This window comes from Microbacterium sp. PA5, assembly GCF_049860775.1.
Taxonomy (GTDB): Bacteria; Actinomycetota; Actinomycetes; order Actinomycetales; family Microbacteriaceae; genus Microbacterium.
The window spans coordinates 540,077-566,714 of sequence record NZ_CP187567.1; the positions used below are offsets into that span (position 1 = coordinate 540,077).

25 protein-coding genes are annotated in these 26,638 nt (G+C 71.2%); 18 read left to right on the forward strand and 7 right to left on the reverse strand.

Annotated elements, in window-relative coordinates; genetic code table 11:
- Positions 1-6: 6 nt before the first annotated feature.
- Complete coding sequence (locus ACPWUT_RS02505; protein ID WP_284530260.1) at positions 7-1,035, reverse strand: CAP domain-containing protein; 1,029 nt, start codon at positions 1,033-1,035, stop codon at positions 7-9.
- A gap of 294 nt (positions 1,036-1,329) precedes the next feature.
- On the opposite strand from ACPWUT_RS02505, the gene rplM reads away from it, so the two are divergent.
- The 4 genes from rplM to ACPWUT_RS02525 are packed head-to-tail and all read left to right on the forward strand — an operon-like array spanning position 1,330 to position 5,428.
- Positions 1,330-1,776, forward strand: a complete 447-nt coding sequence (gene rplM, locus ACPWUT_RS02510; protein ID WP_284530261.1) for a 50S ribosomal protein L13 — start codon at positions 1,330-1,332, stop codon at positions 1,774-1,776.
- A gap of 29 nt (positions 1,777-1,805) precedes the next feature.
- On the forward strand, positions 1,806-2,294 hold the full coding sequence (rpsI, locus tag ACPWUT_RS02515; RefSeq protein ID WP_284530262.1) for a 30S ribosomal protein S9: 489 nt from the start codon (positions 1,806-1,808) through the stop codon (positions 2,292-2,294).
- 6 nt (positions 2,295-2,300) lie between these two features.
- Positions 2,301-3,644 carry a phosphoglucosamine mutase gene (gene glmM, locus ACPWUT_RS02520; protein WP_284530263.1) on the forward strand — a complete coding sequence of 448 codons (1,344 nt, stop codon included), beginning with the start codon at positions 2,301-2,303 and terminating at the stop codon, positions 3,642-3,644.
- Between the two features lie 5 nt (positions 3,645-3,649).
- Positions 3,650-5,428 carry a hypothetical protein gene (locus tag ACPWUT_RS02525; protein WP_425840286.1) on the forward strand — a complete coding sequence of 593 codons (1,779 nt, stop codon included), beginning with the start codon at positions 3,650-3,652 and terminating at the stop codon, positions 5,426-5,428.
- A gap of 13 nt (positions 5,429-5,441) precedes the next feature.
- On the opposite strand, the gene ACPWUT_RS02530 is transcribed toward ACPWUT_RS02525, so the two are convergent.
- A complete protein-coding gene (locus ACPWUT_RS02530; RefSeq protein ID WP_284530265.1) occupies positions 5,442-6,386 on the reverse strand; it encodes a Ppx/GppA phosphatase family protein in 945 nt (314 codons plus the stop codon).
- Between the two features lie 49 nt (positions 6,387-6,435).
- Between ACPWUT_RS02530 and coaA the strand changes: the two genes are divergently transcribed.
- The 9 genes from coaA (at position 6,436) to ACPWUT_RS02575 (ending at position 14,080) form a co-directional block, all read left to right on the forward strand.
- Positions 6,436-7,380, forward strand: coding sequence for a type I pantothenate kinase (coaA, locus tag ACPWUT_RS02535; RefSeq protein WP_284530267.1), 945 nt, complete (start codon positions 6,436-6,438; stop codon positions 7,378-7,380).
- Positions 7,381-7,455: 75 nt separating this feature from the next.
- A complete protein-coding gene (glmS, locus tag ACPWUT_RS02540) occupies positions 7,456-9,306 on the forward strand; it encodes a glutamine--fructose-6-phosphate transaminase (isomerizing) (RefSeq protein WP_425840291.1) in 1,851 nt (616 codons plus the stop codon).
- 39 nt (positions 9,307-9,345) lie between these two features.
- The gene (locus ACPWUT_RS02545) at positions 9,346-9,726 is read left to right on the forward strand and encodes a holo-ACP synthase (RefSeq protein ID WP_284530270.1); all 381 of its coding nucleotides are present in this window, start codon (positions 9,346-9,348) and stop codon (positions 9,724-9,726) included.
- A gap of 26 nt (positions 9,727-9,752) precedes the next feature.
- The gene (alr, locus tag ACPWUT_RS02550; RefSeq protein WP_425842344.1) at positions 9,753-10,850 is read left to right on the forward strand and encodes an alanine racemase; all 1,098 of its coding nucleotides are present in this window, start codon (positions 9,753-9,755) and stop codon (positions 10,848-10,850) included.
- The gene (gene tsaE / locus ACPWUT_RS02555) at positions 10,847-11,341 is read left to right on the forward strand and encodes a tRNA (adenosine(37)-N6)-threonylcarbamoyltransferase complex ATPase subunit type 1 TsaE (RefSeq protein ID WP_425840295.1); all 495 of its coding nucleotides are present in this window, start codon (positions 10,847-10,849) and stop codon (positions 11,339-11,341) included. The genes alr and tsaE overlap by 4 nt, the downstream gene beginning before the upstream one ends.
- Positions 11,342-11,377: 36 nt before the next feature.
- Complete coding sequence (gene tsaB / locus ACPWUT_RS02560) at positions 11,378-12,046, forward strand: tRNA (adenosine(37)-N6)-threonylcarbamoyltransferase complex dimerization subunit type 1 TsaB (protein WP_425840298.1); 669 nt, start codon at positions 11,378-11,380, stop codon at positions 12,044-12,046.
- Positions 12,043-12,549: a ribosomal protein S18-alanine N-acetyltransferase gene (rimI, locus tag ACPWUT_RS02565; RefSeq protein ID WP_284530273.1), complete on the forward strand. Its 507-nt coding sequence runs from the start codon at positions 12,043-12,045 to the stop codon at positions 12,547-12,549. The genes tsaB and rimI overlap by 4 nt, the downstream gene beginning before the upstream one ends.
- Positions 12,549-13,607 (forward strand): tRNA (adenosine(37)-N6)-threonylcarbamoyltransferase complex transferase subunit TsaD, encoded by a 1,059-nt coding sequence (gene tsaD / locus ACPWUT_RS02570; protein WP_425840302.1) that lies wholly within the window; start codon positions 12,549-12,551, stop codon positions 13,605-13,607. Before rimI ends, tsaD begins: the two co-directional genes overlap by 1 nt.
- A complete protein-coding gene (locus ACPWUT_RS02575) occupies positions 13,604-14,080 on the forward strand; it encodes a hypothetical protein (RefSeq protein ID WP_284530277.1) in 477 nt (158 codons plus the stop codon). Before tsaD ends, ACPWUT_RS02575 begins: the two co-directional genes overlap by 4 nt.
- A 3-nt stretch (positions 14,081-14,083) precedes the next feature.
- Here ACPWUT_RS02575 and ACPWUT_RS02580 read toward each other — a convergent pair whose 3' ends face one another.
- Positions 14,084-15,271, reverse strand: coding sequence for a THUMP-like domain-containing protein (locus ACPWUT_RS02580; RefSeq protein WP_425840305.1), 1,188 nt, complete (start codon positions 15,269-15,271; stop codon positions 14,084-14,086).
- Positions 15,272-15,429: 158 nt separating this feature from the next.
- On the opposite strand from ACPWUT_RS02580, the gene groES reads away from it, so the two are divergent.
- From groES to ACPWUT_RS02595, 3 genes are all read left to right on the forward strand, one after another.
- On the forward strand, positions 15,430-15,726 hold the full coding sequence (groES, locus tag ACPWUT_RS02585) for a co-chaperone GroES (protein ID WP_005050391.1): 297 nt from the start codon (positions 15,430-15,432) through the stop codon (positions 15,724-15,726).
- Positions 15,727-15,880: 154 nt separating this feature from the next.
- Entirely contained in the window at positions 15,881-16,813 is a 933-nt protein-coding gene (rarD, locus tag ACPWUT_RS02590; RefSeq protein ID WP_284530281.1) for an EamA family transporter RarD, read from the forward strand.
- A 183-nt stretch (positions 16,814-16,996) separates the two neighbouring features.
- Positions 16,997-18,298 (forward strand): ABC transporter substrate-binding protein, encoded by a 1,302-nt coding sequence (locus tag ACPWUT_RS02595; protein ID WP_284530282.1) that lies wholly within the window; start codon positions 16,997-16,999, stop codon positions 18,296-18,298.
- Between the two features lie 221 nt (positions 18,299-18,519).
- Here the strand turns inward: ACPWUT_RS02595 and ACPWUT_RS02600 are convergent, their stop codons facing one another.
- From ACPWUT_RS02600 to ACPWUT_RS02615, 4 genes are all read right to left on the reverse strand, one after another.
- Positions 18,520-19,230: an ABC transporter ATP-binding protein gene (locus tag ACPWUT_RS02600; protein WP_284530357.1), complete on the reverse strand. Its 711-nt coding sequence runs from the start codon at positions 19,228-19,230 to the stop codon at positions 18,520-18,522.
- Between the two features lie 62 nt (positions 19,231-19,292).
- Complete coding sequence (locus ACPWUT_RS02605; protein WP_425842347.1) at positions 19,293-20,255, reverse strand: ABC transporter ATP-binding protein; 963 nt, start codon at positions 20,253-20,255, stop codon at positions 19,293-19,295.
- 55 nt (positions 20,256-20,310) lie between these two features.
- Positions 20,311-21,288 carry a branched-chain amino acid ABC transporter permease gene (locus ACPWUT_RS02610; RefSeq protein ID WP_284530283.1) on the reverse strand — a complete coding sequence of 326 codons (978 nt, stop codon included), beginning with the start codon at positions 21,286-21,288 and terminating at the stop codon, positions 20,311-20,313.
- 2 nt (positions 21,289-21,290) lie between these two features.
- Positions 21,291-22,613 carry a branched-chain amino acid ABC transporter permease gene (locus tag ACPWUT_RS02615; protein ID WP_284530284.1) on the reverse strand — a complete coding sequence of 441 codons (1,323 nt, stop codon included), beginning with the start codon at positions 22,611-22,613 and terminating at the stop codon, positions 21,291-21,293.
- 294 nt (positions 22,614-22,907) lie between these two features.
- Here ACPWUT_RS02615 and guaB point away from each other — a divergent pair, with 294 nt between their 5' ends.
- Both guaB and ACPWUT_RS02625 read left to right on the forward strand, forming a co-directional pair.
- Positions 22,908-24,410, forward strand: a complete 1,503-nt coding sequence (guaB, locus tag ACPWUT_RS02620; RefSeq protein ID WP_425840312.1) for an IMP dehydrogenase — start codon at positions 22,908-22,910, stop codon at positions 24,408-24,410.
- Between the two features lie 49 nt (positions 24,411-24,459).
- Positions 24,460-26,631, forward strand: a complete 2,172-nt coding sequence (locus ACPWUT_RS02625; protein WP_425840315.1) for an acyltransferase family protein — start codon at positions 24,460-24,462, stop codon at positions 26,629-26,631.
- The last annotated feature ends 7 nt before the right edge of the window (positions 26,632-26,638 follow it).

Sequence of the window (26,638 nt, forward strand, 5' to 3'; positions counted from 1 at the left end):
GGCCCGTCAGCGCGCGTAGCCCGTCTTGGCCGACGTGCGCGTCGCCGTGGCGTAGCCCGCCTTCTTCCCCGTCACCTTGACGGTCAGCGTGTGCCCGCGGTCCGCCTTGGTGAGCACGTAGGTCTTCCCCGTGGCTCCCGAGATCGCGACGCCGCCGCGGTACCAGCGGTAGGAGTAGGTCGTCCCCGTGGTCCACTGACCGCGGATCGCCTCGACCCGCTGTCCCACGGCGACGGTGCCCGCGATGCGGGGGGTGACCGTCGAGAGGGTGCTGAGCTTCGCGATCTCGCGGGTCGGGTTCGAGACGCGGGCGGTGGGGGCGTAGCCCGTCTTGCTCCCGGTGACCTTCACCTTGAGGACCTTGCCCGCGTCGGTGGACTTCGGCGTGTAGGTCTTCGAGGTGGCGCCCGAGACCGAGGTGCCGTCGGCGTACCACTGGTAGCGGAGGGTCGTGCCGGTGGTCCAGGTGCCCGTCTTGGCGGTCAGGGTGATGCCCGCCTTCGGCGTGCCGCTGATCGCGGGCGTGCTCGTGGCCAGGGTCTTGTAGCCGCCGAAGACCTGCGTGTAGTACGGGCGGCCGGCGTCGCTGCAGGCGACGCCGATGCCGATGTGCGTGAACGAGGTGCGCAGGATGTTGGCGCGGTGGCCGGGGCTGTCCAGCCACGCACGGGTCACGCTCGTCGGAGCGTAGCCGTAGGCGACGTTCTCGCCGGCGGCCGACCATCCGGCGGGGATCTGCGACGTGTAGTCCGGGTTGTGGCTCATCGTCTCGCGGGCCGCCTGCTTCTGCGACCACTTGATGGCCACGGAGTGCATGGCGGAGTTGGCCGTGAGCGGCTTGACCCCGACGCGCCCGCGGGCGGCGTTGACATCGGCGAGGATGCGCGCCTGGACCTGGGCGACGGTCAGAGACGACGTGCAGGACGTGGCACCGGTGGCGGCGGGGGCGGGGGCGACGGCGCCGATGAGCGCCAGCACCAGTGCCGCCGCCGCCCCGGCGGCGACGCCGAGGCGTCGCCGAGGGCGACTGGACATGTGATCCTCCGGGGGGAAAGGATGCTTCTTCTGCACAGTGGTATCACACGTCACATGCGACACGCCAATCACAATCACCCCAAAAGGGGCGTTCTGGGTGTATCTGCCCGCGGTTCAGCCCCTCGTGTGGCGTCTCCGACGGATCTGACGTAGACTTGATCCTTGGTGTCCGGCTCAGCTGACCCGGCATCACGAACGTGAGCCCTCCACTGGCGCCCTTCGACCGTCACCCGGCGAAGCGCCCCGGAGTGGGATTCACGAACCTCTCCGTTCGATCAAGAAAGCAGCACTACTGTGACGCGCACCTACACCCCCAAGGCTGGCGAGACCCAGCGTGAGTGGCTGGTCATCGACGCGAGCGATGTCGTCCTCGGACGCCTCGCCTCGCACGCGGCCGCCCTGCTCCGCGGCAAGCACAAGCCGACGTTCGCCAACCACATCGACACCGGCGACTTCGTCGTCATCGTCAACGCCGCCAAGGTGGCGCTGACCGGTCAGAAGCTCCTGCAGAAGAAGGCGTACCGCCACTCGGGCTACCCGGGCGGCCTCACGGCCACCACCTACGCGGAGCTCCTGGAGAAGAACCCGGTCCGCGCCGTCGAGAAGGCCGTCCGCGGCATGCTCCCCAAGAACAGCCTGGGCCGCCAGCAGCTGTCGAAGCTGAAGGTCTACGCCGGTGCCGAGCACCCGCACGCGGCCCAGCAGCCCACCCCGTACACCTTCGACCAGGTCGCCCAGTAAGCGCCGCCGAAACAGACTGAGGACATCCCATGGCGAAGATCGCTGACTCCCTCGAAGAGACCCCCGACAACTACACCACCGAGACCCCGGCCACCGAGGCTGCCGCTGCAGCCCCGCGTCCGGTCCTGTCGGTGCCCGGTGCCGCCGTCGGCCGCCGCAAGCAGGCCATCGCCCGCGTGCGCCTCGTGCCCGGCTCCGGCACCATCACGGTCAACGGCCGCACCCTCGAGGACTACTTCCCGAACAAGCTGCACCAGCAGCTCATCAACGACCCGTTCACGGTGCTCGACCTCGCCGGCGCCTACGACGTGATCGCCCGCATCTCCGGCGGCGGCCCCTCGGGCCAGGCCGGCGCGCTGCGTCTGGGCATCGCTCGTGCGCTCAACGAGATCGACGTCGAGAACAACCGCCCGACCCTGAAGAAGGCCGGCTTCCTCTCGCGCGACGCGCGCGTCAAGGAGCGCAAGAAGGCCGGTCTCAAGAAGGCGCGCAAGGCACCTCAGTACTCGAAGCGCTAAACCTTCATGGCGCTGTTCGGTACGGACGGTGTGCGGGGGCTGGCCAACGGCCCCCTCACCGCGGACCTCGCGCTCACCCTGGCCCAGGCGACAGCTGTCGTCCTGGGCCAGGGGCGTATCGCGGAGGCGCGGAAGGCCGCGGGCAAGCGGCTCACCGCCGTCGTCGCCCGCGATCCGCGCATCTCCGGGCAGTTTCTCAGCGCCGCCGTCGAGGCGGGGCTGGCCTCGTCCGGTGTCGACGTGCTGGAGGCGGGCACTCTGCCCACGCCGGCGGCGGCCTTCCTCATCAGCGACATCGACGCCGACTTCGGCGTGATGATCTCCGCCTCCCACAACCCCGCTCCCGACAACGGCATCAAGATCTTCGCCCGCGGCGGTGTGAAGCTCCCCGACGAGGTCGAGCGGCGCATCGAAGAGGCGATGACCGGCGAGAAGCTGCGGCCCACCGGGGGCGACGTCGGCCGCGTGTCGCGCTTCTCGGACGCCGAGGACCGGTACGTCCTCCACCTGCTCGCCTCGCTCCCGCACCGTCTCGACGGCATCCACGTCGTGGTGGACTGCGCGAACGGCGCCGCATCGGGTGTCTCGCCCGAGACGTTCCGCAACGCCGGCGCGCGGGTCACCGTGATCGGCAACGACCCCGACGGCCTGAACATCAACGACGGCTACGGGTCCACCCACCTGGACCGGCTCAGTGCCGAGGTCGTGCGCGTGGGCGCCGACGTGGGCATCGCGCACGACGGCGACGCGGACCGCTGCCTCGCCGTGGACGCCCAGGGCCGCGTCGTCGACGGAGACCAGATCATGGCGATCCTCGCCGTGGCGATGCGCGACCGGGGACGGCTGCGTCACGATACCCTCGTGGCGACGGTCATGAGCAACCTGGGACTTCATCGAGCGATGAGCGCGAACGGCATCCGTGTCGAGACCACCGGTGTCGGTGATCGCTATGTCCTCGAGCGGATGACCGAGGGCGGCTTCTCGCTCGGCGGCGAGCAGAGCGGGCACGTCATCATGAGCGCGTATGCGACGACCGGCGACGGTCTGCTCACCGGGCTGCACCTGTGCGCCGAGATGGCACGCCAGCGCAAGACGCTGGCTGAGCTCGCCTCGATCATGACGGTCTTCCCGCAGGTGCTGGTCAACGTCCGGGGCGTCGAGCGCACCCGGGCGGCAGACCCCGATGTGCTCGACGCGGTCGCCGCCGCCGAGGCGGAGCTCGGTGAGACCGGACGGGTGCTGCTGCGTCCGTCGGGCACCGAGTTGATGGTCCGCGTGATGGTCGAGGCGGCCGACGCCGAGACCGCGCAGCGCATCGCCGACCGCCTCGCCGACGTGGTGCGCGGCTGACGGGGATGTCCACACCCCCTGCGCGCGTTCGGTCACGGCTGACGGCCGTCGCGGGGCACTGGTGGGAGGCCGTCTCCAGCGGACGGTTCTTCACGAGGTGGACGCTCCTCGCGTCGGGCGTCGCCGCGGTGCTGATCCTCAGCCCCTACGGCGGGCTCGACGGCGTGACCGAGCACCTGGCCGCCATGGCCGCCTCGCTGCTGGCGTGGCTGGTCATCGTCGTGCTCGTGCTGCCGGTGGCCGTCGCCGAGCGTCGCCTCGACAGCGCCCTCGCGCGCGGGGTGCTGGTGATCGGCACCCTGATCGCCGTCTCGATCGCCCGCCCCTTCCTCAACGACCTGACCGCCGCGGCGCTGTTCGGGCACGAGGGCACGGGGGAGTGGCTGCAGCGCATCGCGACCAACGCCCTCAGCTGGTTCGCGGTGCTCCCGCTGGTCGCGGCCTCGGCCGCCTGGTACGCCGACGCGAAGGAGTCCGCCAACCGGCTCGCGGCCGCGCTCGCGGTGTTCGACGACCTGCGGGGCCGCGTCATCCGCTACGGGCAGCAGAACGCCGCGCTCCTGACCGATGCGGTCGCCGACGTCCGCCGGCGCCGCGACGCGCTCCTGGCGGGCACGATCGACTTCGACGCGGTGAGGGCGTTCGCCGATGAGGTGCGCGCGGCCAGCCACCGGCTGGACGATCGGCTGCGCTCGCGCCTGGACGGCGTCGTCGACGGCGGTGCCGCCGAGACGGCGCGCGGCCCGGCCGTGCCCTTCCTGGCGCGGCTCGCCCGGCCGAACCCGCTGCTGGTCGTCGTGCTGTACTACCTCGCGAGCACCCCCTACACCTTCGTCCTGGGCGGGATCCCGCTCATCCTGGTGGCCCTCGCCCTGCTGCTGCTGCTCGCCTACGCCGCCGACCTCGTCATCCGCGTGGCCGGCCGGGGCCACGGACCGGTGCTGCGCGGAGCGATCGTCCTCGCCAGCTGGGTCGGCGTCGGGGTCGGGATCGTCCTCATCGGCTTCCTCCTCACCTCCGCCGACGGCATCGTCCTGGCCATCCCCCTCGTGACGGTGCCGGCTCTGGCGGTCGTCGTGGGTCTCACCGCGGACGCCGTCGAGCGCTCGCGCGAGCAGAGCCGCACCCTCACCGAGCTGCTGGCCCACACCGCCGCCCTGGCGACCGCGCAGACCGCCCAGGCCCGTGAGCCGCTGTGGCGGGCCGTCGACCTCCTGCACGACCGCGTCCAGAGCCGCTGCGTGATCTTCGCCGCGCGCGTGGACGACCGCCCTCCCACCGCGGAGGAGATCCGGCGCTTCCGCATCGATACCGAGTCGGCGTTCGCGGAGATCCTGGTCGGAGCGCCCGAACGCTCCGACACCACCGACCTCGACGGTCTGCTGGCGATCTGGTCGGGCATCCTCGACGTGCGCGCCGACATCGACGCGGCCGCCGTCGTGGCCCTCCAGGACGCCGAGGTCGCCGCGGCGGTCGGCGCGGTCGTCAGCGAGGGCTTCGTCAACGCCGTCAAGCACTCGGCGGCGCGCGCTGCCCGCCTCTCGGTCTCGACGAGCGCGGACGAGTCGGAGCTGAGGGTCGCCGTGTCCTCGTCGGGGACGCTGCGGGGCACCGGCACCCCGGGCCTCGGACTCGCGTCGTTCGGCGAGCGGGCGCACCTGCGTCAGGTCGGCGACCAGGTGGTGCTCGAGGTCATCGTGCCGCTGAGTCATCACGAGGCCACGACGTTCGACACCTCGCACCGTCGGCGCCGGCCGCCCACCATGGCGGTCCGGGTCCCCTGATCCGCGCGGTCGCTCAGCGGCCGGGGTCGCTCCACGACAGCGACTCGATGTAGCGCAGCAGCACGCCCTCCCGCAGCGCCCAGGGCGAGACCTCGAGCTCGTCGACGTCGAGCACCGTCATCGCGGTGTGCAGGACGACGGCGCCCGCGACGATCTGGAACGTCCGGTCGGCGGTGATGCCGGGGAGCTCCTGCCGCGCGGAGGCGGGCAGCCGGGCCAGGCGGGGGATCCAGGAGCCGAGCGCGCCGCGGGGCAGGCGCATCGCGTCGGTGCCGCTCCAGCCGGGGACGGGGTAGCCGGCAAGCTTCGCGAGGGAGCGGATCGCCTTGGACGACCCCACCACGTGGTGCGGTGCCGGCTGGTCGCGCATCAGCTCGGCCACGGGGGCGAGCGTGGCCCGCGTGTGCTCGCGCAGCACTTCCACCGCTTCCTCCCCGGGCGGGTCGTCGGGGAGGAACTCGATCGTCATGCGTCCCGCGCCCAGGGGGACCGAGGCGGCGACGTCGGGGAGCTCGTCCGACCCGGCGGCCAGTTCGAGGGAGCCGCCGCCGATGTCGAAGAGCAGGATCTGCCCCGCCGACCAGCCGAACCAGCGGCGCACCGCGAGGAAGGTGAACCGCGCCTCGGACTCGCCGCCGAGCACCTGGAGCTCCTGCCCGAGCGCCGCCTCGATCCGCGCGATGACGTCGGCGCCGTTGCTGGCCTCCCGCACCGCGCTGGTCGCCGTCGCGAGCAGCTCCTCGACGTTCTCCGCGTCGGCGACGGTTCGCGCGGCGGCCACCGCCTCGACGAGCGCGGCGACCCCCTCCTCCGAGATGGAGCCGTCGGGCTGGACGTACCGCATGAGGCGCAGTACGGTCCGCTTGCTCGTGGTGGCCAGCGGCCGGCCACCGGGGCGCACGTCGGCGACGAGCAGGTGGACGGTGTTCGAGCCGATGTCGAGGACTCCGAGGCGCATCCCGTCAGGCTAGCGAAACCGATGCGGCTCGAGGGATAGAGTGGCGGCGATGGCCACCGAAGACACCGCCATGGGCGAATCGCTCTACCGTGAGATCGACCGCGCGGACTGGGCGCGACTGGCTCCGGGCATCTCCAACCCGCTCACCGAGACCGAGATCGTGCAGCTGCGCGGAATCGGCGACCGCCTGGACATGGCCGAGGTGCGCGAGGTGTACGTGCCGCTGAGCCGGCTGCTGAGCGCCTACGCCGAGAACACGAAGCGCCTCGGTGCCGAGACGGCGTCGTTCCTCGGCGAGCCGGACTCGACGACGCCGTTCGTCGTCGCCGTGGCCGGTTCGGTGGCGGTCGGCAAGTCGACGGTCGCACGGCTGCTCCGCGAGCTCATGAGCCGCTGGCCGGGCACGCCCCGCGTCGAACTTGTCACCACCGACGGGTTCCTGTATCCCAACGCGGAGCTCGAGCGCCGGGGCCTCATGGCGCGCAAGGGCTTCCCGGAGTCCTACGACCGCCGCGCGATGGTGAGCTTCCTGTCCGAGGTGAAGTCCGGGGCGGCGGAGGTGCGGGCGCCCTTCTACTCGCACATGCGCTACGACATCATCCCCGACGCGTACGTGACCGTGCGGCGGCCCGACGTCGTGATCGTCGAAGGCCTCAACGTGCTCGCGCCGCCGCCGACGCCGCACGACGTCGCCGTCAGCGACCTGTTCGACTTCTCGATCTACGTCGACGCCGACGTCGAGCACATCGAGTCGTGGTTCGTGAACCGGTTCCTGACACTCCGGGAGAGCGCGTTCAGCAACCCGAACTCGTTCTTCAAGGTCTTCGCCACCATCTCGGACGAGGAGGCCGTCGAGCAGGCCCTCGGCTTCTGGCGCGACATCAACCTGCCGAACCTGCGCGAGAACGTCGAGCCCACCCGGCACCGCGCGAAGCTCGTGCTCAACAAGGCCGCCGACCACACGGTGGCGTCGGTGCAGCTCCGCAAGCTCTGACGCGTCCGCGTCGCGGCGGTTCTCCCGGTCATTTGTCAGGGCTCCGACCAAACTCGCACGCCTACGATTGACGGCATGTGTGGAATCGTCGGATACGTCGGCCCGCGGCCGAGCCAGGACATCCTCCTGTCCGGGCTGGCGCGCCTCGAGTACCGGGGGTACGACTCCGCCGGCATCGCCGTGATCGACGGCGACGGACAGCTCGGACTGCGCAAGCGCGCGGGCAAGCTGAAGGTCCTCCGCGACGACCTGGTCGACCACCCGCTCGCGGACGGCACGACGGGCATCGGCCACACCCGCTGGGCCACCCACGGCGGCCCGACGGACGCCAACGCGCACCCGCACCTCGCCGACGAGGACCGTCTCGCCGTCATCCACAACGGCATCATCGAGAACTTCGCCGAGCTCAAGGCCGAGCTCGTCGCCGAGGGGTTCACCTTCCGCAGCGAGACCGACACCGAGGTCGCCGCCGTGCTGCTCGGACGCGAGTACCGCGCCACGGGCGATCTCGTCACCGCCTTCCGCGCGGTGGCGTCGCGGCTGGAGGGCGCCTTCACGCTCCTCGCGATGCACCGCGACGAGCCGGGGCTGGTCGTGGGCGCGCGCCGCAACTCCCCGTTGGTGATCGGTCTCGGCGAAGGGGAGAACTTCCTCGGGTCCGACGTCGCCGCCTTCGTCGAGCACACCCGCAGCGCGCTGGCCATCGGGCAGGACGAGATCGTCGCGATCACGCCCGCCGGCGTCACGGTCACCGACTTCCACGGCGAGCCGGTCGAGGTCGAGCCCTTCGAGGTCGTGTGGGACGCCGCCGCCGCCGAGAAGGGCGGCTGGTCCTCCTTCATGGCCAAGGAGGTCTCCGAGGAGCCCGAGGCCGTCGCCAACACCGTGCGCGGCCGCATCCGCGACGGCGAGGTCGTGATCCCCGAGCTCGACGGTCTCGACGACCTGTTCGCGGGGATCACGCGCGTGATCGTGATCGCCTGCGGCACCGCCGCCTATGCCGGCATGGTGGGCAAGTACGCGCTCGAGCAGTGGGCGCGCATCCCGGTCGACGTCGAGCTGGCGCACGAGTTCCGCTACCGCGACCCCGTCATCGGTCCCGACACTCTCGTGGTGTCGATCTCGCAGTCCGGCGAGACCATGGACACGCTCATGGCGGTCAAGTACGCCCGCGAGCAGGGGGCCAGGACGCTCTCGATCTGCAACACGCAGGGCGCGACGATCCCCCGCGAGTCCGACGCCATCGTCTACACCCACGCCGGGCCCGAGGTCGCCGTCGCGTCGACCAAGGCCTTCGTGGCGCAGATCACCGCGCTGTACCTGCTGGGGCTGCACATCGGACGGATCCGCGGCACGCTGTCGCCGGCGGACTCCGCGCGCTCGGTGGCCGAGCTGGAGGCGGTGCCCGGAAAGATCTCCTGGGTGCTCGAGAAGGAGCAGGCGCACATCGCGCAGTTCTCGCACTGGATGGCCGACACGCAGTCGGTGCTGTTCCTCGGCCGTCACGTCGGGTACCCGATCGCCCTCGAGGGCGCCCTCAAGCTCAAGGAGATCTCCTACATCCACGCCGAGGGATTCGCGGCCGGCGAGCTCAAGCACGGACCCATCGCCCTGATCGAGCCGGGGCAGCCCGTGTTCGTCATCGTGCCGTCGCCGCGCGAGTCCGCCGAGCTGCACAAGAAGGTCGTGTCGAACATCCAGGAGATCCGCGCCCGCGGCGCCCGCGTGATCGCCGTCGCCGAGGAGGGCGATGCCGCCGTGCTGCCCTTCGCCGACGAGGTGCTGCGCATCCCGCTGGCCGGTCCGCTGTTCGAGCCGCTGCTGGCCGTCGTCCCGCTGCACATCTTCGCCATGGGCCTGGCCACCGCCAAGGGCCTGGACGTCGATCAGCCTCGGAACCTGGCCAAGTCGGTCACCGTCGAGTGAGCGCGGCGGCCCCTCCGGGTGCGGCGGTAGGCTGACGGGATGATCGTCGGAATCGGCGTCGACCTCGTCGACATCCCCCGGTTCGAACGATCGCTCGAGCGCACGCCCCGGCTGATGGAGCGGCTCTTCGCGGTCGCCGAGCGCAGCCTGCGACCGCACTCCCTGGCGGCGCGCTACGCGGCCAAGGAGGCGCTGATCAAGGCGCTGGGCGGCTCCGACGGCGTCCACTGGACCGACATCGAGGTGGCCTCCGAGCCCTCGGGACGTCCGGTGTTCTCGTTGAGCGGCCGGACCGCCGAGACGGTTGCGCAGCGCGGCATCCGCTCTCTCCATCTCTCGCTCTCGCACGACGCAGGGGTCGCGATCGCCTACGTCGTCGCCGAGACGGGTGACCCCGCACGCGGCGGGAGCGACGCGTGACCGATCAGCGGATCCCTCCCGGCCCGATGCGCGAGGCGACGATCGACGTCGGAGCGATCGCGGCCAATGTCGCGAGACTACGCCGGCTCACCGGTGTCGAGGTCATCGCGGTCGTCAAGGCCGACGGCTACGGACACGGCGCCGTCCGCTCCGCGGTCGCGGCCCTCGAGGGCGGGGCGACCCGGCTCGGCGTCGCCGACGTCGGCGAGGCGCTGGCGCTGCGGCGCGCCGGGATCGAGGCCCCGATCATGGCCTGGCTCCACGCCCCCGGCGAAAAATTCGAGGAGGCCGTCGCCCTCGGCATCGAGCTCGGCATCTCGTCGTACGACCAGCTGCTCGCGGCGGCCGCCGCAGGGGGTGAGCGGGCCGCCGTCGTCCACCTGAAGGTCGAGACCGGCCTGGGGCGCAACGGGCTGCCGCCCGCCGAGCAGCATCGCGTGTTCGCCGAGGCGGCGAGGCTGGAGCGGATCGGCCGGCTGCGCGTCGTCGGCATCTTCAGCCACCTCTCCAACACGAGCGAGGCCGACGACCGGGCCGCTCTCGCGCGGTTCCACGAGGCCCTCGTCGCCGCCGCCGCGCGGGGGCTCGCCCCGCGGCTGCGTCACCTCGCCGCCTCGCATGCCGCCATCGCTCTGCCCGAGGCGCGGTTCGACGCCGTCCGCATCGGGATCGCGATGTACGGGCTGTCGCCGTTCGCCGACCGCACCTCGGCCGACCTGGGGCTGCGCCCCGCCATGACGCTGCGCGCGGCCGTCGCGGCGGTGCGCCGCGTGCCGGCCGGTCAGGGCGTCTCGTACGGGTATCAGCACCGCACCTCGGCCGAGACGACGCTGGCCCTGGTGCCCCTCGGGTACGCCGACGGCGTGCCGCGCGGCGCATCGGGAGGAGGCGCCGTGCGGATCGGCGGCCTCGTGTTCCCGGTGGCGGGCCGCATCGCCATGGACCAGTTCGTCGTCGACGTCGGGGACCACCCGGTCGCGGTCGGCGATCCCGTGACCCTCTTCGGCGATCCGGAGCGAGGCCTTCCCGCCGTCGAGGAGTGGGCGGACTCCGCGGGCACCATCAACTACGAGATCGTGACGCGGATCGGACCGCGCGTGCCCCGCCGGCAGGTGTCCACGTGAGCGGGCTCGCCGCCTTCGCGGGGGAGAGGATCGTCTCGTCCGTGGCGGCGATGGAGGACCTGGGCCGCCGGATCGGCGGCGCACTGCGCGCCGGAGACCTCGTGGTGCTCACCGGCGCGCTCGGTGCGGGGAAGACGACGCTCACCCGCGGCATCGCGGACGGGCTCGGGGTGCGCGGGCCCGTGCAGAGCCCCACGTTCGTGCTCGCCCGCACGCACCCCTCGCTCGTCGACGGTCCCCCGCTCGTGCACGTCGACGCCTACCGCCTGGGGTCGGCGGCCGAGCTCGACGACCTCGGCCTGGACCTGGACCGCTCCGTCACCATCGTCGAATGGGGGCGCGACATGGTCGACGGGCTGGTCGACCAGTGGTGGGAGATCGAGCTCGACCGCGAGTGGGCCGGCGCCGCAGCCGCCGACGCGGCTGATGACGCGGCCGCCGACATGGAGGACGTCGCACCCCGGCGGGTCACCGTCAGCCGCCGTCCCTGACGACGGCGCCGCCGCACCCGCGGCTACGCTGGAGGGATGATCCTGGGCATCGACACCTCGCTCGGCACGGCGGTCGCCGTCGTCGAGGCGGACGGCGTCGTGCGGTCCGAGGCCGCGAGCCCCGACCCCCTCGCCCACGCGGAGGTGATCGGGGTGCTCCTCGAGCGGGCACTCGCCGACGCGGCGCTCGGGCCGGTGGGCGCGACCGCCGCGCCGACGCCCGTCGAGCTCACCCACGTCGCCGCCGGCATGGGCCCCGGCCCCTTCACGGGCCTGCGGGTGGGCATCGCCGCTGCGAGGGCGTTCGCGCTCGCGCGCAGTATTCCCGTCGTCGCCGTCCCCAGCCACGACGCCGCAGCGCTCGCCGTGCTCCTGGCCGACCCGCACGCGCCGTCGGAGCCGTTCGCGGTCGTGACCGATGCCCGGCGCCGGGAGTTCGCCTACACCGTCTACGACGGCCTCGACGACGACGGGCTCCCGGTGCGGATCGCCGAGCCCGCGCTCTCGCCGCGCGACGCCCTCGACGAGCTCCTCGCCGCGCGCGGTGTGCGCCGCATCGACGTCTCCGCCGTCCCGGCCTCGATGGTGGCGCTGGCCGCCGCGCGCGCCGTCGCCGCCGGCCGCACGCTCACGGGCGGGGAGCCGCTCTACCTCCGCGCTCCGGACGTCACGCTGCCCGGTGCGCCCAAGAAGGTGGGCGCATGAGCCTGCGCACCGCGACGGCCGCGGACCTCCCCGACATCATGGCGCTCGAGCGCGACTCCTTCCCCAGCGACGCGTGGAGCGAGGCCATGATGGCAGCCGAGATCGCGTCCCCGCACGGCCGCTACGTCGTCGACGTCGAGGCGGGCACCCTCCGCGGCTACGGCGGGGTGCGCGCGGTGCAGGGCGCAGCGGATGCCGACATCCAGACGATCGCGATCGCCCCCGCCGCCCGGGGCCGCGGCCGCGGACGTGCGCTGCTGGCCGAGCTCATCGCCTCTGCCCGCAGCCGCGGCGCGCGCGAGGTCTTCCTGGAGGTCCGCGCGGACAATCCCGTCGCCACCGCCCTGTACGCGTCGGAGGGCTTCGTCGAGATCGGCCGCCGGCCGCGCTACTACCAGCCCGACGACGTCGACGCCGTCGTCATGAAGCTCGACCTGGCGGGATGGGCGCGCGCGCACGAGGCCCGACCCGAGGACGAGACGCCCGGGAAGGGGTGGTGCTGATGGGCGCGGAGCCCCTGGTGCTGGGCATCGAGACCAGCTGCGACGAGACCGGCATCGGGATCGTCCGCGGCCGCACCCTGCTGTCCAACACCATCGCCAGCTCCATGGCCGAGCACGCCCGGTACGGCGGCGTCGTGCCGGAGGTCGCTGCCCGCGCCCACCTCGAAGCCCTGCAGCCGGCGATCGAGGCCGCCGTCTCCGAGGCCGGGGTCTCCCTCGCCGACCTCGACGCGGTCGCCGTCACCAGCGGTCCCGGGCTCGCGGGCGCCCTCATGGTCGGCGTCGGAGCGGCCAAGGCGCTCGCCGTCTCGCTGGATCGACCGCTGTACGCCGTCAACCACCTCGTGGGGCACATCGCTGCCGACATCCTGACCGGCGAAGAGGTCGAGTACCCGACGGTCGCGCTGCTCGTCTCGGGAGGTCACACCTCCCTCCTCCTCGTGCGCGACCTCGTCTCGGACGTCGAGCTGCTCGGCGAGACCATGGACGACGCGGCCGGGGAGGCGTTCGACAAGATCGCCCGCATCCTGGGGCTGCCCTACCCGGGCGGGCCGGAGATCGACCGCGCCGCCGCAGAGGGCGACCACGACGCCATCCGCTTCCCGCGGGGCCTGTCACGCGCCTCGGACATGGCGGCCCATCGCTACGACTTCTCGTTCTCGGGACTCAAGACGGCGGTCGCCCGCTGGGTGGAGCGCGCCGAGGCGGCGGGGGAGCGGGTGTCGGTGCCCGACGTCGCCGCGTCGTTCCGCGAGGCGGTCGTCGACGTGCTCGTGACCAAGGCGCTCGACGCCTGCGAGCGGCACGACGTGCCGCGCCTGCTCCTGGGCGGCGGGGTCATCGCGAACCGGCGGCTGCGCGAGGTGGCGCTGGAGCGGGCTGCGGCGGCCGGCGTGGCGGTGCGGATCCCTCCGCTGTCGCTGTGCACCGACAACGGCGCGATGATCGCGGCGCTCGCCGCCGAGCTGATCCGCAGCGGCCGGCCGGCGTCCACGCTCGCGTTCGGCGCGGACTCGACCCTGCCGGTGACCGAGATCCAGGTGGCGGTCGGCGCATGAGCGGCGACCGTGAGCCCCAGAGTCCGCCGCCGGACGGCACCGCCCTGCCCGCGGACGTCCCGCAGGTGCCCGTGCCGATCGTCGAGACGCCGTCTCCCGATGTCACCGCCGCCGAGTCGTCGGGGCTGCCCGGTGAGCACCGCGGCGGCTTCCAGCGCGCCTTCACCGAGCCGGTCGCGGTGACCTCGCCGGTCCACACCGAGGTGCGGTGGGCGCCGGCCCCCGCAGCTCCGCTGCCGCGCAGCGGTCCGTGGGCGCTGACCTTCGGCATCCTCGCGCTGATCTTCTCGCTGCTGGTGGGCTGGGGCTTCCTCGTCGGCCTCGTGGGCGCAGGGCTCGCCGTGGTCGCCCTGCGCCGGCCGTGGGAGAGCCGGGGCGTCGCCGTGTGGGCGCTGTGCCTGAGCCTGCTCTCCCTGGTCTACAGCGCCGGCTGGCTCTGGTGGGCCTCCACGCAGGGACCGCTCTTCGGCTGAGCGTCAGACCCGGTCGGCGAGCAGTGCCACCCGGCTGCCGTCGACCCTCGTCAGCAGGAGGGTCGCGGAGTCATCGCCCGCGAGCTTCAGCTTCGGACGCAGCGCGGCCGGATCCACGTCGACGCCGCGCTTCTTGATCTCCAGCGTGCCGATGCCCCGCTCGCGCAGGGCGCGGCCGAGCCGCTTCACGTCGAAGGGCAGCTGTTCGCGGACGCGGAAGGACTGGACGAGCGGGCTCGTGAGCTCGGCGTCGGAGGTCAGGTAGGCGATGCCGTCGGCGAGCATCCCCGCGTCGAGCCGTCTGGCGACCTCGCCGATGAGCCGCGCCCGGATGACCGAGCCGGCCGGCTCGTGCACGTAGGCGCCGAGAGCGCGCACCGGCTCGTCGTCGGCGTCTGCGGGCGCGGTCAGCTCGTGCGCGGCGTCGCCCTGCACCACCAGGGCCGCACGGGAGACGCCCGGTCGGGCGAGGATCCCCGACCAGAGCACCAGCTCGATCGTGGACCCGTCGACGGTGATCCACTGCGCCTCGACGCCGGCGGGAATCGCCGCGCGGTCGAGCCCGGGTCCGAGCTTGATGCCCACCGGCATCCGCGCCGCGAGGTCCAGGGCCCACTCCAGCGACGGCGTCCAGTCCTCGGGACGGGTGCGCCGGGTCTCACCGTGGCCCGCGGACCGGCGCGCGGGGTCGAGCCAGACGGCGTCGATGCCGGAGAGGTCGGTCTCCTCGGCGCGGGCGTGGCGCACGACGGCCGCGCCGCCGAAGGGCGCGAGGTTGTAGGCGGCGATCGCGGCGGTGACCTCGTCGGCGTCGACGGCGAGCACATCGAGTCCGATGCCGGCCAGGCCCAGGGCGTCGCCGCCGATCCCGCAGCCGAGGTCCGCGACGCGGGCGACGCCGGCGTCGCGGAAGCGCCCCGCGTGGCGAGCGGCCATCGAGAGCCGTGACGCCTGCTCGAGTCCGGCGCGGGTGAAGAGCATGCGGGCGGCGAACGGGCCGAACTTCGCGCCCGCGCGGGTGCGCAGACGCGCCTGCCCCACCACGGCGGACACCAGCTCCGGGGCGATGCCTGCGGCGCGCAGCCGCGAGACCGCGGCGGCCACGTCGGCCGTGGAGTCGACCGGACCGAGGTCGTCGAGGAGGCGCAGTGCCTGAGGAGTCAGGAGGGTCGCGAGCTCGGCGTGGTCCACCCGGCAAGCCTACGTGCGCGCCCGACCCCGCGCGGAGGCGGCTGGCACTCGCGTTGCACGAGTGCCAGCGGCGCTCTACACTTGGCGTTAGCACTCGAAGTGTGCGGGTGCTAACGAGTCTTGAAGCACAGACCCCTGAAGCAAGAAAGAGGTAGACCGTGTCGGTTTCCATCAAGCCGCTCGAGGACCGCATCGTCATCAAGCAGGTCGAGGCTGAGCAGGTCACGTCCAGTGGACTGGTCATCCCCGACACCGCGAAGGAGAAGCCCCAGGAGGGCGAGGTCGTCGCGGTGGGCCCGGGTCGCATCGACGACAACGGCAACCGCGTGCCGCTCGACGTCGCCGTCGGCGACCGGGTGATCTACAGCAAGTACGGCGGGACCGAGGTCAAGTTCGGCGGCGACGAGTTCCTCGTCCTGTCCGCGCGCGACGTCCTGGCGGTCGTCGTCCGCTGATCGCAGACGTCTCGAAGGGCCCCGATGCCGACGCATCGGGGCCCTTCGTCGTCGGCGGGGTCCGGGCGTCGTGGCAGGCGGACCGCGACGATCGGCAGGATCCCGTCGACCCTGCCGGGGCTCGGGTGGTCATGACCGTCCTAGGCTTGGACCCATGACACCCCGCTCCTCCGCCACCCGAGACGACGGAGAGCAGGTGCGCGGCGGCGTCCTCGCGTTCATCGCCTACTTCCTCTGGGGCTTCATGCCCCTCTACTTCCTGACGCTCGTCCCCACCGGGCCGTGGGAGGTCGTCGCGTGGCGGATCATCCTCTCGCTGGCGTTCTGCGCGATCCTGCTGACGGTGACGCGCACGTGGGCGAAGCTGTGGGCCATCCTGCGCACGCCGCGCCTGGTCGTCTGGACGATCGTGGCGGGACTGCTGATCTACGTGAACTGGCAGGTCTTCCTGATCAGCACGCTGACCGGTCACGTCATCGAGGGCTCGCTCGGATACTTCATCAACCCGATCGTCACCGTGCTCCTCGGCGTGCTGGTGCTCGGCGAGCGGCTGCGGATCGCCCAGTGGGTCGCCATCGGGATCTCCGTGCTGGCCGTCGTCGTGATCGTCGTCGGCTACGGCGCCTTTCCGTGGATCGCCCTCACCCTCGCCGCGAGCTTCGGCGCCTACGGTCTCGTCAAGAAGCAGATCGGCCCGAGCGTCGACGCCATCAGCGGACTCACCCTGGAGTCGCTGTGGCTCCTTCCGGTCGCCCTCGTCCAGCTCGTGGTGGTCGCCACCACCACCGGGCTGACCATGGGGCAGGCCGGTGCCGGGCACACGCTCCTGCTGCTCCTGGCCGGAGCGGTCACGGCCACGCCCCTGCTGTTCTTCGCGGCGGGCGCCCGCCGGGCGCCGCTGACGGTCATCGGACTGCTCCAGTTCGTCGCCCCGATCCTGCAGTTCATCACGGGTGCCTGGATCATGGGAGAGCCCATGCCCCTGGAGCGCTGGATCGGCTTCGGGCTCGTCTGGCTGGCGCTGGTCGTCCTCATGGCCGACTCGCTCCGGCACGCGCGCCGGCCGGTCGTCGCCGAGCCCTCCTGAGAGCGCTCCCCGCCCGGGAACAGGCGGGAGGAGCGGGTCCGGCGGTGCCGTTATCGCATCGTGACCATGCCGTATCACAGCGTTAACGGATCGCAACATTGGCGACGCGTCGTGGCGATTAGGTTATTCCCAACTGGGACGGCACCCGAGGTCGTCCCTTGTTCATCCATAGCAAGGAGCAACATGACCGTCTTCACACGTTCGCGTGCGGGCAAGGTCCTCGGCGCCATCGCCGTCGCCGGAGCCAGCGCCGTGGTCCTCGCAGGCTGCGCCGGGGGCACCACCCCGACCGAGACCTCGTCCGAGGCGCCCGTCGAGACGCGCGATCTGACCCTCAAGATCGGCACGATCCTCCCGCAGTCGGGCAGCCTGTCCTTCCTCGGCCCGCCCGAGGAGGCCGGTGTCGGTCTCGCCGCCGCGGACATCAACGAGGTCGCCGACACCACGGGTCTCACGATGGACGACATCGTCTGGGGCGACTCGGGCGATGCGACCAACAACGCGTGGCAGACCACCGCTCCCCGCCTCATCCAGGAGGGCGTGTCCGCCGCCATCGGCGCCGCCTCGTCGGGTGTGACGAAGCTCTTCCTCGACGACATGGTCTCGGCGGGCATCATCACCTTCTCGCCGGCCAACACGTCGGCCGACTTCACGACCTGGGACGACAACGGCCTCTACTGGCGCACCGCTCCCTCGGACGTCCTGCAGGGCGAGGTGCTCGGAAACCTGATCGCCGAGGACGGCCACGAGAACGTGGCGTCGATCTACCTGAACGACTCGTACGGCACGGGCCTGAACCAGTTCTTCAGCGAGGCGTTCGAGGGCGCCGGCGGCACGGTCGTCGAGTCGCAGGCGTTCAACGCCGGTGACACCTCGTTCGACGCGCAGATCTCGGCCGTGATGGCCTCGAACCCCGACGCGATCGCCCTGATCACGTTCGACGAGGTCTACACGATCGCTCCCGCGCTGATCGCGGCCGGCTACCCGGCCGAGGACCTGTACTTCGTCGACGGCAACCTGAAGCAGTTCGGTGCCGACGAGAAGTGGCCCTCCGACGTCAGCCTCGAGGGCGCCAAGGGCACCACGCCCGCCGGTCCGTCGACCCCGGAGGACTTCCAGGCGCGCCTGGTGGAGTTCTGGAAGACGGCTCCGACCAGCGACGGCAGCGACCTGACCGACTTCTCGTACGCCAACGAGTCGTACGACGCCGTCGTGCTCATCGCCCTGGCCGCGCTGAAGGCGAACTCGACCGACGCCGCCGACATCGCAGAGAACCTGCAGGCGGTCTCCGGCGGCGGCGACGCAGCCGGTGAGAAGTGCACCACGTACGCCGACTGCGCCGACATCATCCTCGGTGGCGGCGAGGCGGACTACGACGGCTTCTCCGGCCCGATCACCTTCGACGAGAACGGTGACCCGACCGAGGCGACCATCGGCATCTTCCAGTTCGACGACACCAACACCTTCACCCGCATCGACCTCTGATCGACGCAGTGAGGAAGGGCCCCGGAGCGATCCGGGGCCCTTTCGCGTGCCCGGTGCGCCCGCGTGCCCGGTGCGCCCCGTGCGCCGTCCTCGCGGGCGCCGGCGGCCGGACGCGGCCGGCACGGCAGGCGCGACGAAGGCCGGTGGCAGGCACGACGAAGGGGGCGGGATGCCGTGCATCCCGCCCCCTTCGTGGCGCGCTCAGTCGGTGCCGAGGGCGCTCAGTCGGTGCCGAGGGTGCCCAGGTACAGGCCGATGACCTTCGGGTCGTTCAGCAGCTCGCGGCCGGTGCCCTCGTACGCGTCGCGGCCCTGGTCCAGCACGTAGCCGCGGTCGCAGATCTGGAGGCAGCGCCGGGCGTTCTGCTCGACCATGATGGTCGTCACGCCCGCCTTGTTGATGTCGGAGACGCGGATGAAGGCGTCGTCCTGGCGGACCGGCGACAGTCCCGCGCTCGGCTCGTCGAGCAGCAGCACGGCGGGATCCATCATGAGCGCGCGGCTCATGGCGACCATCTGGCGCTCACCGCCCGACAGCGACCCGGCGCGCTGCTTGAGGCGCTTGCCGAGCTCCGCGAAGATGCCCGTGACGAACTCCAGCCGCTCGGCGTAGGCCTTGGGCCGCTGGAAGAGCCCCATCTGCAGGTTCTCCTCGATCGTGAGCGAGGGGAACACGTTGTTGGTCTGGGGCACGAATCCGACCCCGCGCTGCACGAGACGGTCGGACTTCAGCCCGACCACGCTCTCGCCGTTGACGGTGATGTCGCCCTCGCGGACCTTCACCATGCCGAAGATCGCCTTCAGCAGCGTGGACTTCCCCGCCCCGTTCGGGCCGATGATCCCCACCAGCTCGCCCTTGCGGGCCGTCAGGTTGGCGCCGTTGATGATGTTGATGCCCGGGAGGTAGCCCGCATACAGATCGGTCACGTTCACGACGAGCTCGTCGCTCTTGACCGGGGCATCGACGACCTGGGTGGTCGGCGTGGACGCGTCGCTCACTTGTTCTCCTCCTCGGCCTCGGCGATCGCCGACTGCTCGACTTCCTTGATCTCCTCGAGGAGCTCCTGCGCCGACGCGTCGAGTTCGCCCTCGATGCGGCCGGTGACGACGCCGAGGTCGACGTCCTGGTGGCTGCCGAGGTAGGCGTCGATGACCGCCTGGTCCTCCATGACGGTGTCCGGCGGCCCCTCGGCCACGACGCGCCCCTCCGCCATCACGACGACCCAGTCGGCGATGTGGCGGACCATGTGCATGTCGTGCTCGACGAACAGGACCGTCATGCCGAGGTCCTTGAGGTCGAGGATGTGGTCCAGCAGCGACTCGGTGAGCGCCGGGTTGACGCCGGCCATCGGCTCGTCGAGCATCACGAGGGTCGGGTCGCTCATGAGGGCGCGCGCCATCTCGAGGAGCTTGCGCTGACCGCCCGACAGCGACGCCGCGTAGTCGTCCTGCTTGGTGTCGAGCTTGAACCGGGCCAGCAGCTCCTTGGCCTTGGCTTCGATCTCGTCGTCCTGCGAGCGCCAGATGAAGGGGAGGATGCTGCGCCAGAGGCTCTCGCCCTTCTGGCCGGTCGCGCCGAGCTTCATGTTCTCGAGGACAGTCAGGAGCGACAGGGCCTTGGTGAGCTGGAAGGTGCGCACCTGGCCCATCCGCGCCACCTTGAACGACGGGATGCCCGACAGGTTGGTGCCGTCGAACGACCACTGTCCGCTGTTGGGCTTGTCGAACCCGCAGATCAGGTTGAACAGCGTCGTCTTGCCGGCGCCGTTGGGGCCGATGAGCGCGGTGATCGCGCCGCGGGGGATCTCGAGGTGCTCGACGTCGACCGCGGTGAGACCGCCGAAGCGGCGGGTCACGCCGTCGATGATGACGATCGGGTCGGTCTTGGCGACGCCCGGCACCGGAGCGCCGGTGGCCAGCCCGCCGGTCTTGGGGCGGCGGATGCTGCCGGTGGTCACGGGCACCGCGCCGGTGTCGCCGGGAGCGGGACTCGGCGTGCTGCTGCCTGCTTCGTTACTTGACAAAGGTCAGCTCCCTCTTGTTGCCGAAGATGCCCTGCGGGCGGAAGATCACGATCAGCATCAGGGCGACACCGACCAGGACGTAGCGGAGGTTGGCCGCCTGGATCGAGGAGATCGGCAGCACCCCCTGGGAGGCGAGCGCCGGCAGGACCGCGTCGAGGAAGGCCATCAGCACCCAGAAGATGACCGCGCCGACGACGGGACCGAACACGGTCGCCGCGCCGCCGAGCAGCAGGATCGTCCAGATGAAGAACGTGAGCGAGGTCTGGTAGACCGACGGCACCACGGCCGAGGGCAGCGAGAGCACGACGCCGCCGAGGGCGCCGAACACACCGCCGATGACGAGCGCCTGCATCTTGTAGGCGAAGACGTTCTTGCCGAGCGAGCGCACGGCGTCCTCGTCCTCGCGGATGCCCTTGAGGACGCGCCCCCACGGGCTGCGCATGAGCGCCCACACCAGGTACACCGCGATGGCCAGCAGGATGATGCCGAACACGCGCACCCACAGCTGGTCGGCGGTGTAGACCCACGGGCCGAACCCGTAGGTGCCCTCCGGGAACGGGTTGGCCCCGCGGAACCCGGCGTGGTAGCCGCCCAGGCCGTCGGCGGAGTTGGTCCACTCGTCGAACACCTGGGTGGTGAACAGGAGGCGCACGATCTCGGCCGCGGCGATCGTCACGATGGCGAGGTAGTCCGCGCGCAGTCGCAGCGTCGGGATGCCGAGGATCACCGCGAAGATCGCGGCGCCCACCATGCCGATGAGGATGCCCACCCACCAGGGGAGGCCGAAGCTCAGGATCGAGATGGCGTAGCCGTACGCGCCGATGGCCATGAAGCCGGCGACACCGAAGTTGAGGAGTCCCGCGTACCCGAAGTGCACGGCGAGTCCGACCGCCGCCAGGGCGTACGCGATCGTGACGGGGCTGAGGATATAGCCCAGGCTGAGGTTGATGATCTGCCCGAAGTCCACGGTTATCCGAGCCTTTCCTTGCGCCCCAGGATGCCCTGCGGTCTCACGAGCAGAATCACGATCAGGATCGCCAGCGCGCCCACGTACTTGAGGTCCGGCGGCAGCCACAGCGTCGAGATCTCGACGAGCAGGCCCACGATGATCGAGCCGATCAGGGCCCCGAAGGCGGTGCCGAGACCGCCGAGGGTGACCGCGGCGAAGATGAGCAGCAGGACGTGCATGCCCATGTCCCACTTCACACCGGGGCGGAAGTACGCCCACAGCACGCCGGCGACGCTCGCGAGCGCCGTGGCGAGCATCCAGACGATCCGGATGACGCGGTCGACGTTGATGCCCGACGCGGCGGCCAGGCCGGGGTTGTCGGAGATCGCGCGGGTGGCCTTGCCGATGCGGGTGCGCAGCAGCCAGAACGCGACGGCGACCAGGAGCACGACGCTGATGGCCATCGACCACATGTCGATGACCGACAGGGCGATGGGGCCGAAGAGCGGGATCTTGGGGGAGCCGGCACCGGGGAGCTGGTAGGTCGCGCCGCCGATGATGAGGTTGAAGAAGTAGCGCGCCGCCAGCGACAGGCCGATGCTGACGATCATGAGCTGCACGAGCCCGAGGCCCTTGCGTCGCAGCGGCTTCCACAGGCCCGCGTCCATCACCCACCCGAGCGCGACGCCGGCGATCACCACGATCGGGATCACCAGGTACATGGGCAGCGCGCTGGCACCTGTGCCCAGCGCCAGCGCCACGATCGCGCCGAAGGTGAGCATCTCGCCGTGGGCGAAGTTGGTGAGCCCCGTCGTGCCGAAGATGAGCGAGACGCCGACGGCGGCCAGGGCCAGCAGGAGGCCGAAGTTGAGGCCGTTGACGAAGCGCTCGAAGAACTGGTCGGCGAAGGAGGTGGTGATCCGCTCGCCCTCGCCCAGGAAGAGGTTGAGGATCTTCGACCCCGTGAGACCGAACTCCACCTCGAACGACGCCGTCGTGCCGCTGATGGGCTGCGTGCCCTCGGGCAGCTGCGCGGCGTCGACGATGACGCCCTCCGGCAGGGTGGTCTCATCGACGGTGAGGGTGAAGGTGTCCTTCTCGGGCACGTAGATGCGCCAGCGCCCCTCGGCGTCGGTGATGGTGGACGCCTCGAAGCCGTTGCCTTCGATCGACATCACGACGTCGCCGACCGGCTCGTCGTCGAACTTGATCACACCGGCGAAGTAGAACGGCGTCTTCTCCTGGTCGCCGCCGGGCGTGTCGGGGGCGGATGTCGCGGCGAACGCGGCCCCCGGACTGCTCAGCAACAGGAGTGCGGCCGCCAGCACGGCGCCCAGGGTCAAGACGAGCCATCTCACAGGATGGCCCGCTCTCACGGTCGTGGGACTCAACAGATCCTCCAGTCCGGGCGCACCTCGGGCGGTGCGGTCGCATCGGCATTGATCAACGACGGTACGAGCGTAATGTGTCGGTTCTGTTTCGCCTACCGCACGATCTGTTCCGCCACCCCGGAAAGGGGGTGACCGCGCGGGCTCCACCGGAATTAATCGCGGCTCCGGCGACTTAGAATCGGAGAGTCCCCGAAACGGCCATCGGGGCACGCGGCAACAGCGGAAGATCGGCACGCAGGAGAGCGCATGGAGCACAACGACCCGTTCGGTTTCGTCGGACTGACGTATGACGACGTCCTGCTCCTCCCGGGGCACACCGACGTCATCCCCTCCGAGGCCGACACCTCCTCGCGGGTCACCCGGCGCATCACCGTGGCCACGCCGCTGCTGTCGGCGGCCATGGACACCGTCACGGAGTCGCGCATGGCGATCGCGATCGCCCGCGAGGGCGGCATCGGCATCCTGCACCGCAACGCCTCCATCGAGGAGCAGGCTTCGATGGTCGACCGCGTGAAGCGCAGCGAGTCCGGCATGATCACCGATCCGATCACGACAACGCCCGACGCCACGATCGAAGAGGTCGACGGGCTGTGCGCGCAGTACCGCATCTCCGGGCTCCCCGTCGTCGACGAGGAGGGACGCCTCGTCGGCATCATCACCAACCGTGACATGCGCTTCGTGTCGGGCTTCGAGCGCCAGACCACCAAGGTCCGCGACGTCATGACCAGCGAGGGTCTCGTCACCGGCCGCGTCGGCATCGGCGCCAACGAGGTCATCGCCCTGTTCGCCCAGCACCGCGTCGAGAAGCTGCCGCTCATCGACGACGAGGGCAAGCTCGCCGGGCTCATCACGATCAAGGACTTCGACAAGAGCGAGAAGTACCCGCTGGCGACCAAGGACGAGCAGGGCCGCCTGCGCGTCGGCGCGGCGATCGGCTTCTTCGGCGACGCGTGGCAGCGCGCCGAGGCGCTGCGCGACGCCGGGGTCGACGTGCTGGTGGTCGACACCGCCAACGGCCAGTCGGCGGGCGTCATCGACATGATCCGCCGCATCAAGGCCGACTCGTCCTTCGATCACATCGACGTCATCGGCGGCAACGTCGCGACCCGCGAGGGCGCCCAGGCGCTCGTCGACGCGGGCGCGGACGCCGTCAAGGTCGGCGTGGGGCCCGGCTCGATCTGCACCACCCGCGTCGTCGCCGGCGTGGGCGTCCCGCAGGTCACCGCGATCTGGGAGGCCTTCCAGGCCACGCGCGACGCCGGCATCCCGGTGATCGCCGACGGCGGACTGCAGTACTCGGGCGACATCGCCAAGGCCCTCGTCGCCGGCGCCGACACCGTCATGCTCGGCTCGCTGCTGGCCGGCACGGACGAGTCGCCGGGCGAGGTCGTCTTCCAGGGCGGCAAGCAGTACAAGCTCTACCGCGGCATGGGGTCGCTCGGCGCGCTCCAGACACGCGGCAAGAAGACCTCGTACTCGAAGGACCGCTACTTCCAGGCAGACGTCCCCAACGACGACAAGCTGATCCCCGAGGGGATCGAGGGACAGGTCGCCTACCGCGGCCCGGTCTCGGCCGTCGCGTACCAGCTGGTCGGAGGCCTGCGTCAGTCGATGTTCTACGTGGGCGCGCGCACCATCGACGAGCTGAAGGCGCGCGGCAAGTTCGTGCGCATCACCGCCGCCGGGCTCAAGGAGTCGCACCCGCACGACGTCCAGATCGTCGTCGAGGCACCGAACTACAAGAAGTGAGGCGCGCGTTCGGCGCAGTCCCAGGCGCCGAGCCATATAATCGACACCCGTGACTGACGCCGCCCTCGCGACGCCCGGGACCACCGTCCCCGGAGGGCTCCGTCGACGCTCCGCGCGACGCGGGCCGCAGCGATTCCGTGCGGACATCCAGGCGCTGCGTGCGATCGCCGTGCTCCTCGTCGTCGTCTATCACCTCCGTCCGAACCGCCTTCCCGGCGGTTACATCGGCGTCGACGTCTTCTTCGTCATCTCCGGATTCCTCATCACGAGCCATCTGGTCCGCGACGCGGCGCGCACCGGCCGGGTGCGGCTGGGGGCCTTCTGGGCCGCCCGCGCGCGCCGCATCCTGCCGGCCAGCCTGGTCGCGATCGGCGCGACCGTCGCGGTGACCTCCTGGTTCGCGCCCGTCACCGCCTTCGCCGACCTCGCCAAGCAGGCTCTCGCCTCGATCTTCTACGTGGAGAACTGGGTGCTCGCCGGCGACGCCGTCGACTACTCCGCCGCGGAGAACGACGCGACCCCGTTCCAGCACTTCTGGTCGTTGTCGGTCGAGGAGCAGTTCTATCTCTTCTGGCCGCTCATCGTCTTCGCTGCGCTGTGGATCGTAGCCCGTCGGAAGGGCGCTGCGGACGGGCACGACGGGCGGCGTCTGCGGCTGGTGCTGCTCGTGATGTTCGGTGCGGTCGTCCTGGCCTCCTTCGCCTACTCGGTCTACGCCGTGTCGCAGGGGCAGGTCGACGCCTACTTCGTGACGACCACCCGGGTCTGGGAGCTGGGAGCGGGAGGCCTGCTGGCGGTCATCGGGGTGAGGCGGCTCCCACGCGGGGTGCGCGCGCTCCTCGTCTACGCCGGACTGGCGGCGATCGCCGTCTCCGCGTTCACGCTCACGAGCGAGTCCCCGTTCCCCGGCCTGGCCGCCCTCCCCGTCATCCTCGGGACGGTGGCGGTGATCGTCGGTGGCACCGCCGGGCAGGACGCCCCCGCGCCGGTCCCGCCGTCGTGGGATCGCTGGGATCCCTGGACCCGCGCGTCGCGACTGCGGGCCGTGCAGTGGATCGGTGACCGCTCCTACTCGCTGTACCTGTGGCACTTCCCCGTCATCATCATCTGGACGATGATGGCGGACCGCACCGTGGACTACCTCGACATCATCGCGATGTCGGTCGTCTCTGTGGTGCTCGCCCACTTCAGCTACGAGTTCATCGAGCAGCCGGTCCGCCGCGCCTCGTACTTCAGCTCCTCGACACCGCGGACCCTGATCGCGGGTCTGGTCGCGATGGTCCTCGTGGCCGGGACGACCTTCGCGTACCCCGTCATGACGGCGCGTGCGGCGGGCGGCGGCGACTGGGATGCGCTGGCGCAGCAGGCGAGCGCGCTGCCGCGGACGGGCGCTGCGGCGGTGCTGCGCGCGGGTGATGTTCCGACGTTCACGACCGCCGACGCCGCCGTGACCCCCAGCCCGCTCCTCGCCGGGAGCGACCGCAATGCGATCTTCAGCGACGCGGAGTGCGTCGCCGGGCAGCGCGACGCGGTCACCCCGGAATGCACCGCCGGGGATCCGTCCGCCGACCCGTCGGTCGTGCTCGTGGGCGACTCGCACGCACGCATGTACTCGACGGCGCTGGCCGAGCTGGCCGAGCGCGATGACTGGCATCTGCGCACCTATCTGCACAACGCCTGCCCCTTCAACCCGGTTCCGCGGGAGATCGAGGTGCAGAAGGAGTCGGTGTGCACCGCCCCGAACGAGGTGGTGATGAATGAGCTCCTCGCCTCGCGCCCCGACCTCGTCGTCACGACGTGGTCCTCGTCTGCGGCGATGGTCGACGACGGCGCTGAGGGGGCGCCCGGTGCTGCGGGCTTCGCGGAGTACTGGAACCGCCTCGAGGACGCCGGCATCCAGGTGCTCGTGATCCGCGACACCCCCCGCATGAGCGTGGACGTCCCGGACTGCGTGGCGCAGAACTACGACGACCCTGACGAGTGCGCCGTCCCGCGTGAGAAGGGCCTGCGAGGGGAAGCGGTGTTCGCCGATGCGACCCGCATGGCTCCGCGTGCCAGCGTCGCCGATTTCACCGATCGTCTGTGCACGGCGAAGGTCTGCAAGGCCGTGGTCGGCAACGTGGTCGCCTTCACCGACCGTCACCACCTGAGCGACACGTTCGTGCGGACCCTGAAGCCGGAACTCGCTGCGGCGCTGACGTCCGCCCTGGCCGCCGGGTGACGTCGCC

Bases quoted from the DNA above. Each gene is read 5' to 3' on its own strand.
- rpsI (WP_284530262.1), top strand. From the start codon at position 1,806: ATGGCGAAGATCGCTGACTCCCTCGAAGAGACCCCCGACAACTACACC.
- guaB (WP_425840312.1), top strand. From the start codon at position 22,908: ATGGAGCACAACGACCCGTTCGGTTTCGTCGGACTGACGTATGACGAC.
- ACPWUT_RS02545 (WP_284530270.1), top strand. From the start codon at position 9,346: ATGATCGTCGGAATCGGCGTCGACCTCGTCGACATCCCCCGGTTCGAA.
- tsaD (WP_425840302.1), top strand. From the start codon at position 12,549: ATGGGCGCGGAGCCCCTGGTGCTGGGCATCGAGACCAGCTGCGACGAG.
- glmS (WP_425840291.1), top strand. From the start codon at position 7,456: ATGTGTGGAATCGTCGGATACGTCGGCCCGCGGCCGAGCCAGGACATC.
- rarD (WP_284530281.1), top strand. From the start codon at position 15,881: ATGACACCCCGCTCCTCCGCCACCCGAGACGACGGAGAGCAGGTGCGC.
- ACPWUT_RS02505 (WP_284530260.1), bottom strand. From the start codon at position 1,035: ATGTCCAGTCGCCCTCGGCGACGCCTCGGCGTCGCCGCCGGGGCGGCG.
- glmM (WP_284530263.1), top strand. From the start codon at position 2,301: ATGGCGCTGTTCGGTACGGACGGTGTGCGGGGGCTGGCCAACGGCCCC.
- ACPWUT_RS02525 (WP_425840286.1), top strand. From the start codon at position 3,650: ATGTCCACACCCCCTGCGCGCGTTCGGTCACGGCTGACGGCCGTCGCG.
- ACPWUT_RS02575 (WP_284530277.1), top strand. From the start codon at position 13,604: ATGAGCGGCGACCGTGAGCCCCAGAGTCCGCCGCCGGACGGCACCGCC.
- ACPWUT_RS02530 (WP_284530265.1), bottom strand. From the start codon at position 6,386: ATGCGCCTCGGAGTCCTCGACATCGGCTCGAACACCGTCCACCTGCTC.
- coaA (WP_284530267.1), top strand. From the start codon at position 6,436: ATGGCCACCGAAGACACCGCCATGGGCGAATCGCTCTACCGTGAGATC.
- rimI (WP_284530273.1), top strand. From the start codon at position 12,043: ATGAGCCTGCGCACCGCGACGGCCGCGGACCTCCCCGACATCATGGCG.
- ACPWUT_RS02595 (WP_284530282.1), top strand. From the start codon at position 16,997: ATGACCGTCTTCACACGTTCGCGTGCGGGCAAGGTCCTCGGCGCCATC.
- tsaB (WP_425840298.1), top strand. From the start codon at position 11,378: ATGATCCTGGGCATCGACACCTCGCTCGGCACGGCGGTCGCCGTCGTC.
- alr (WP_425842344.1), top strand. From the start codon at position 9,753: ATGCGCGAGGCGACGATCGACGTCGGAGCGATCGCGGCCAATGTCGCG.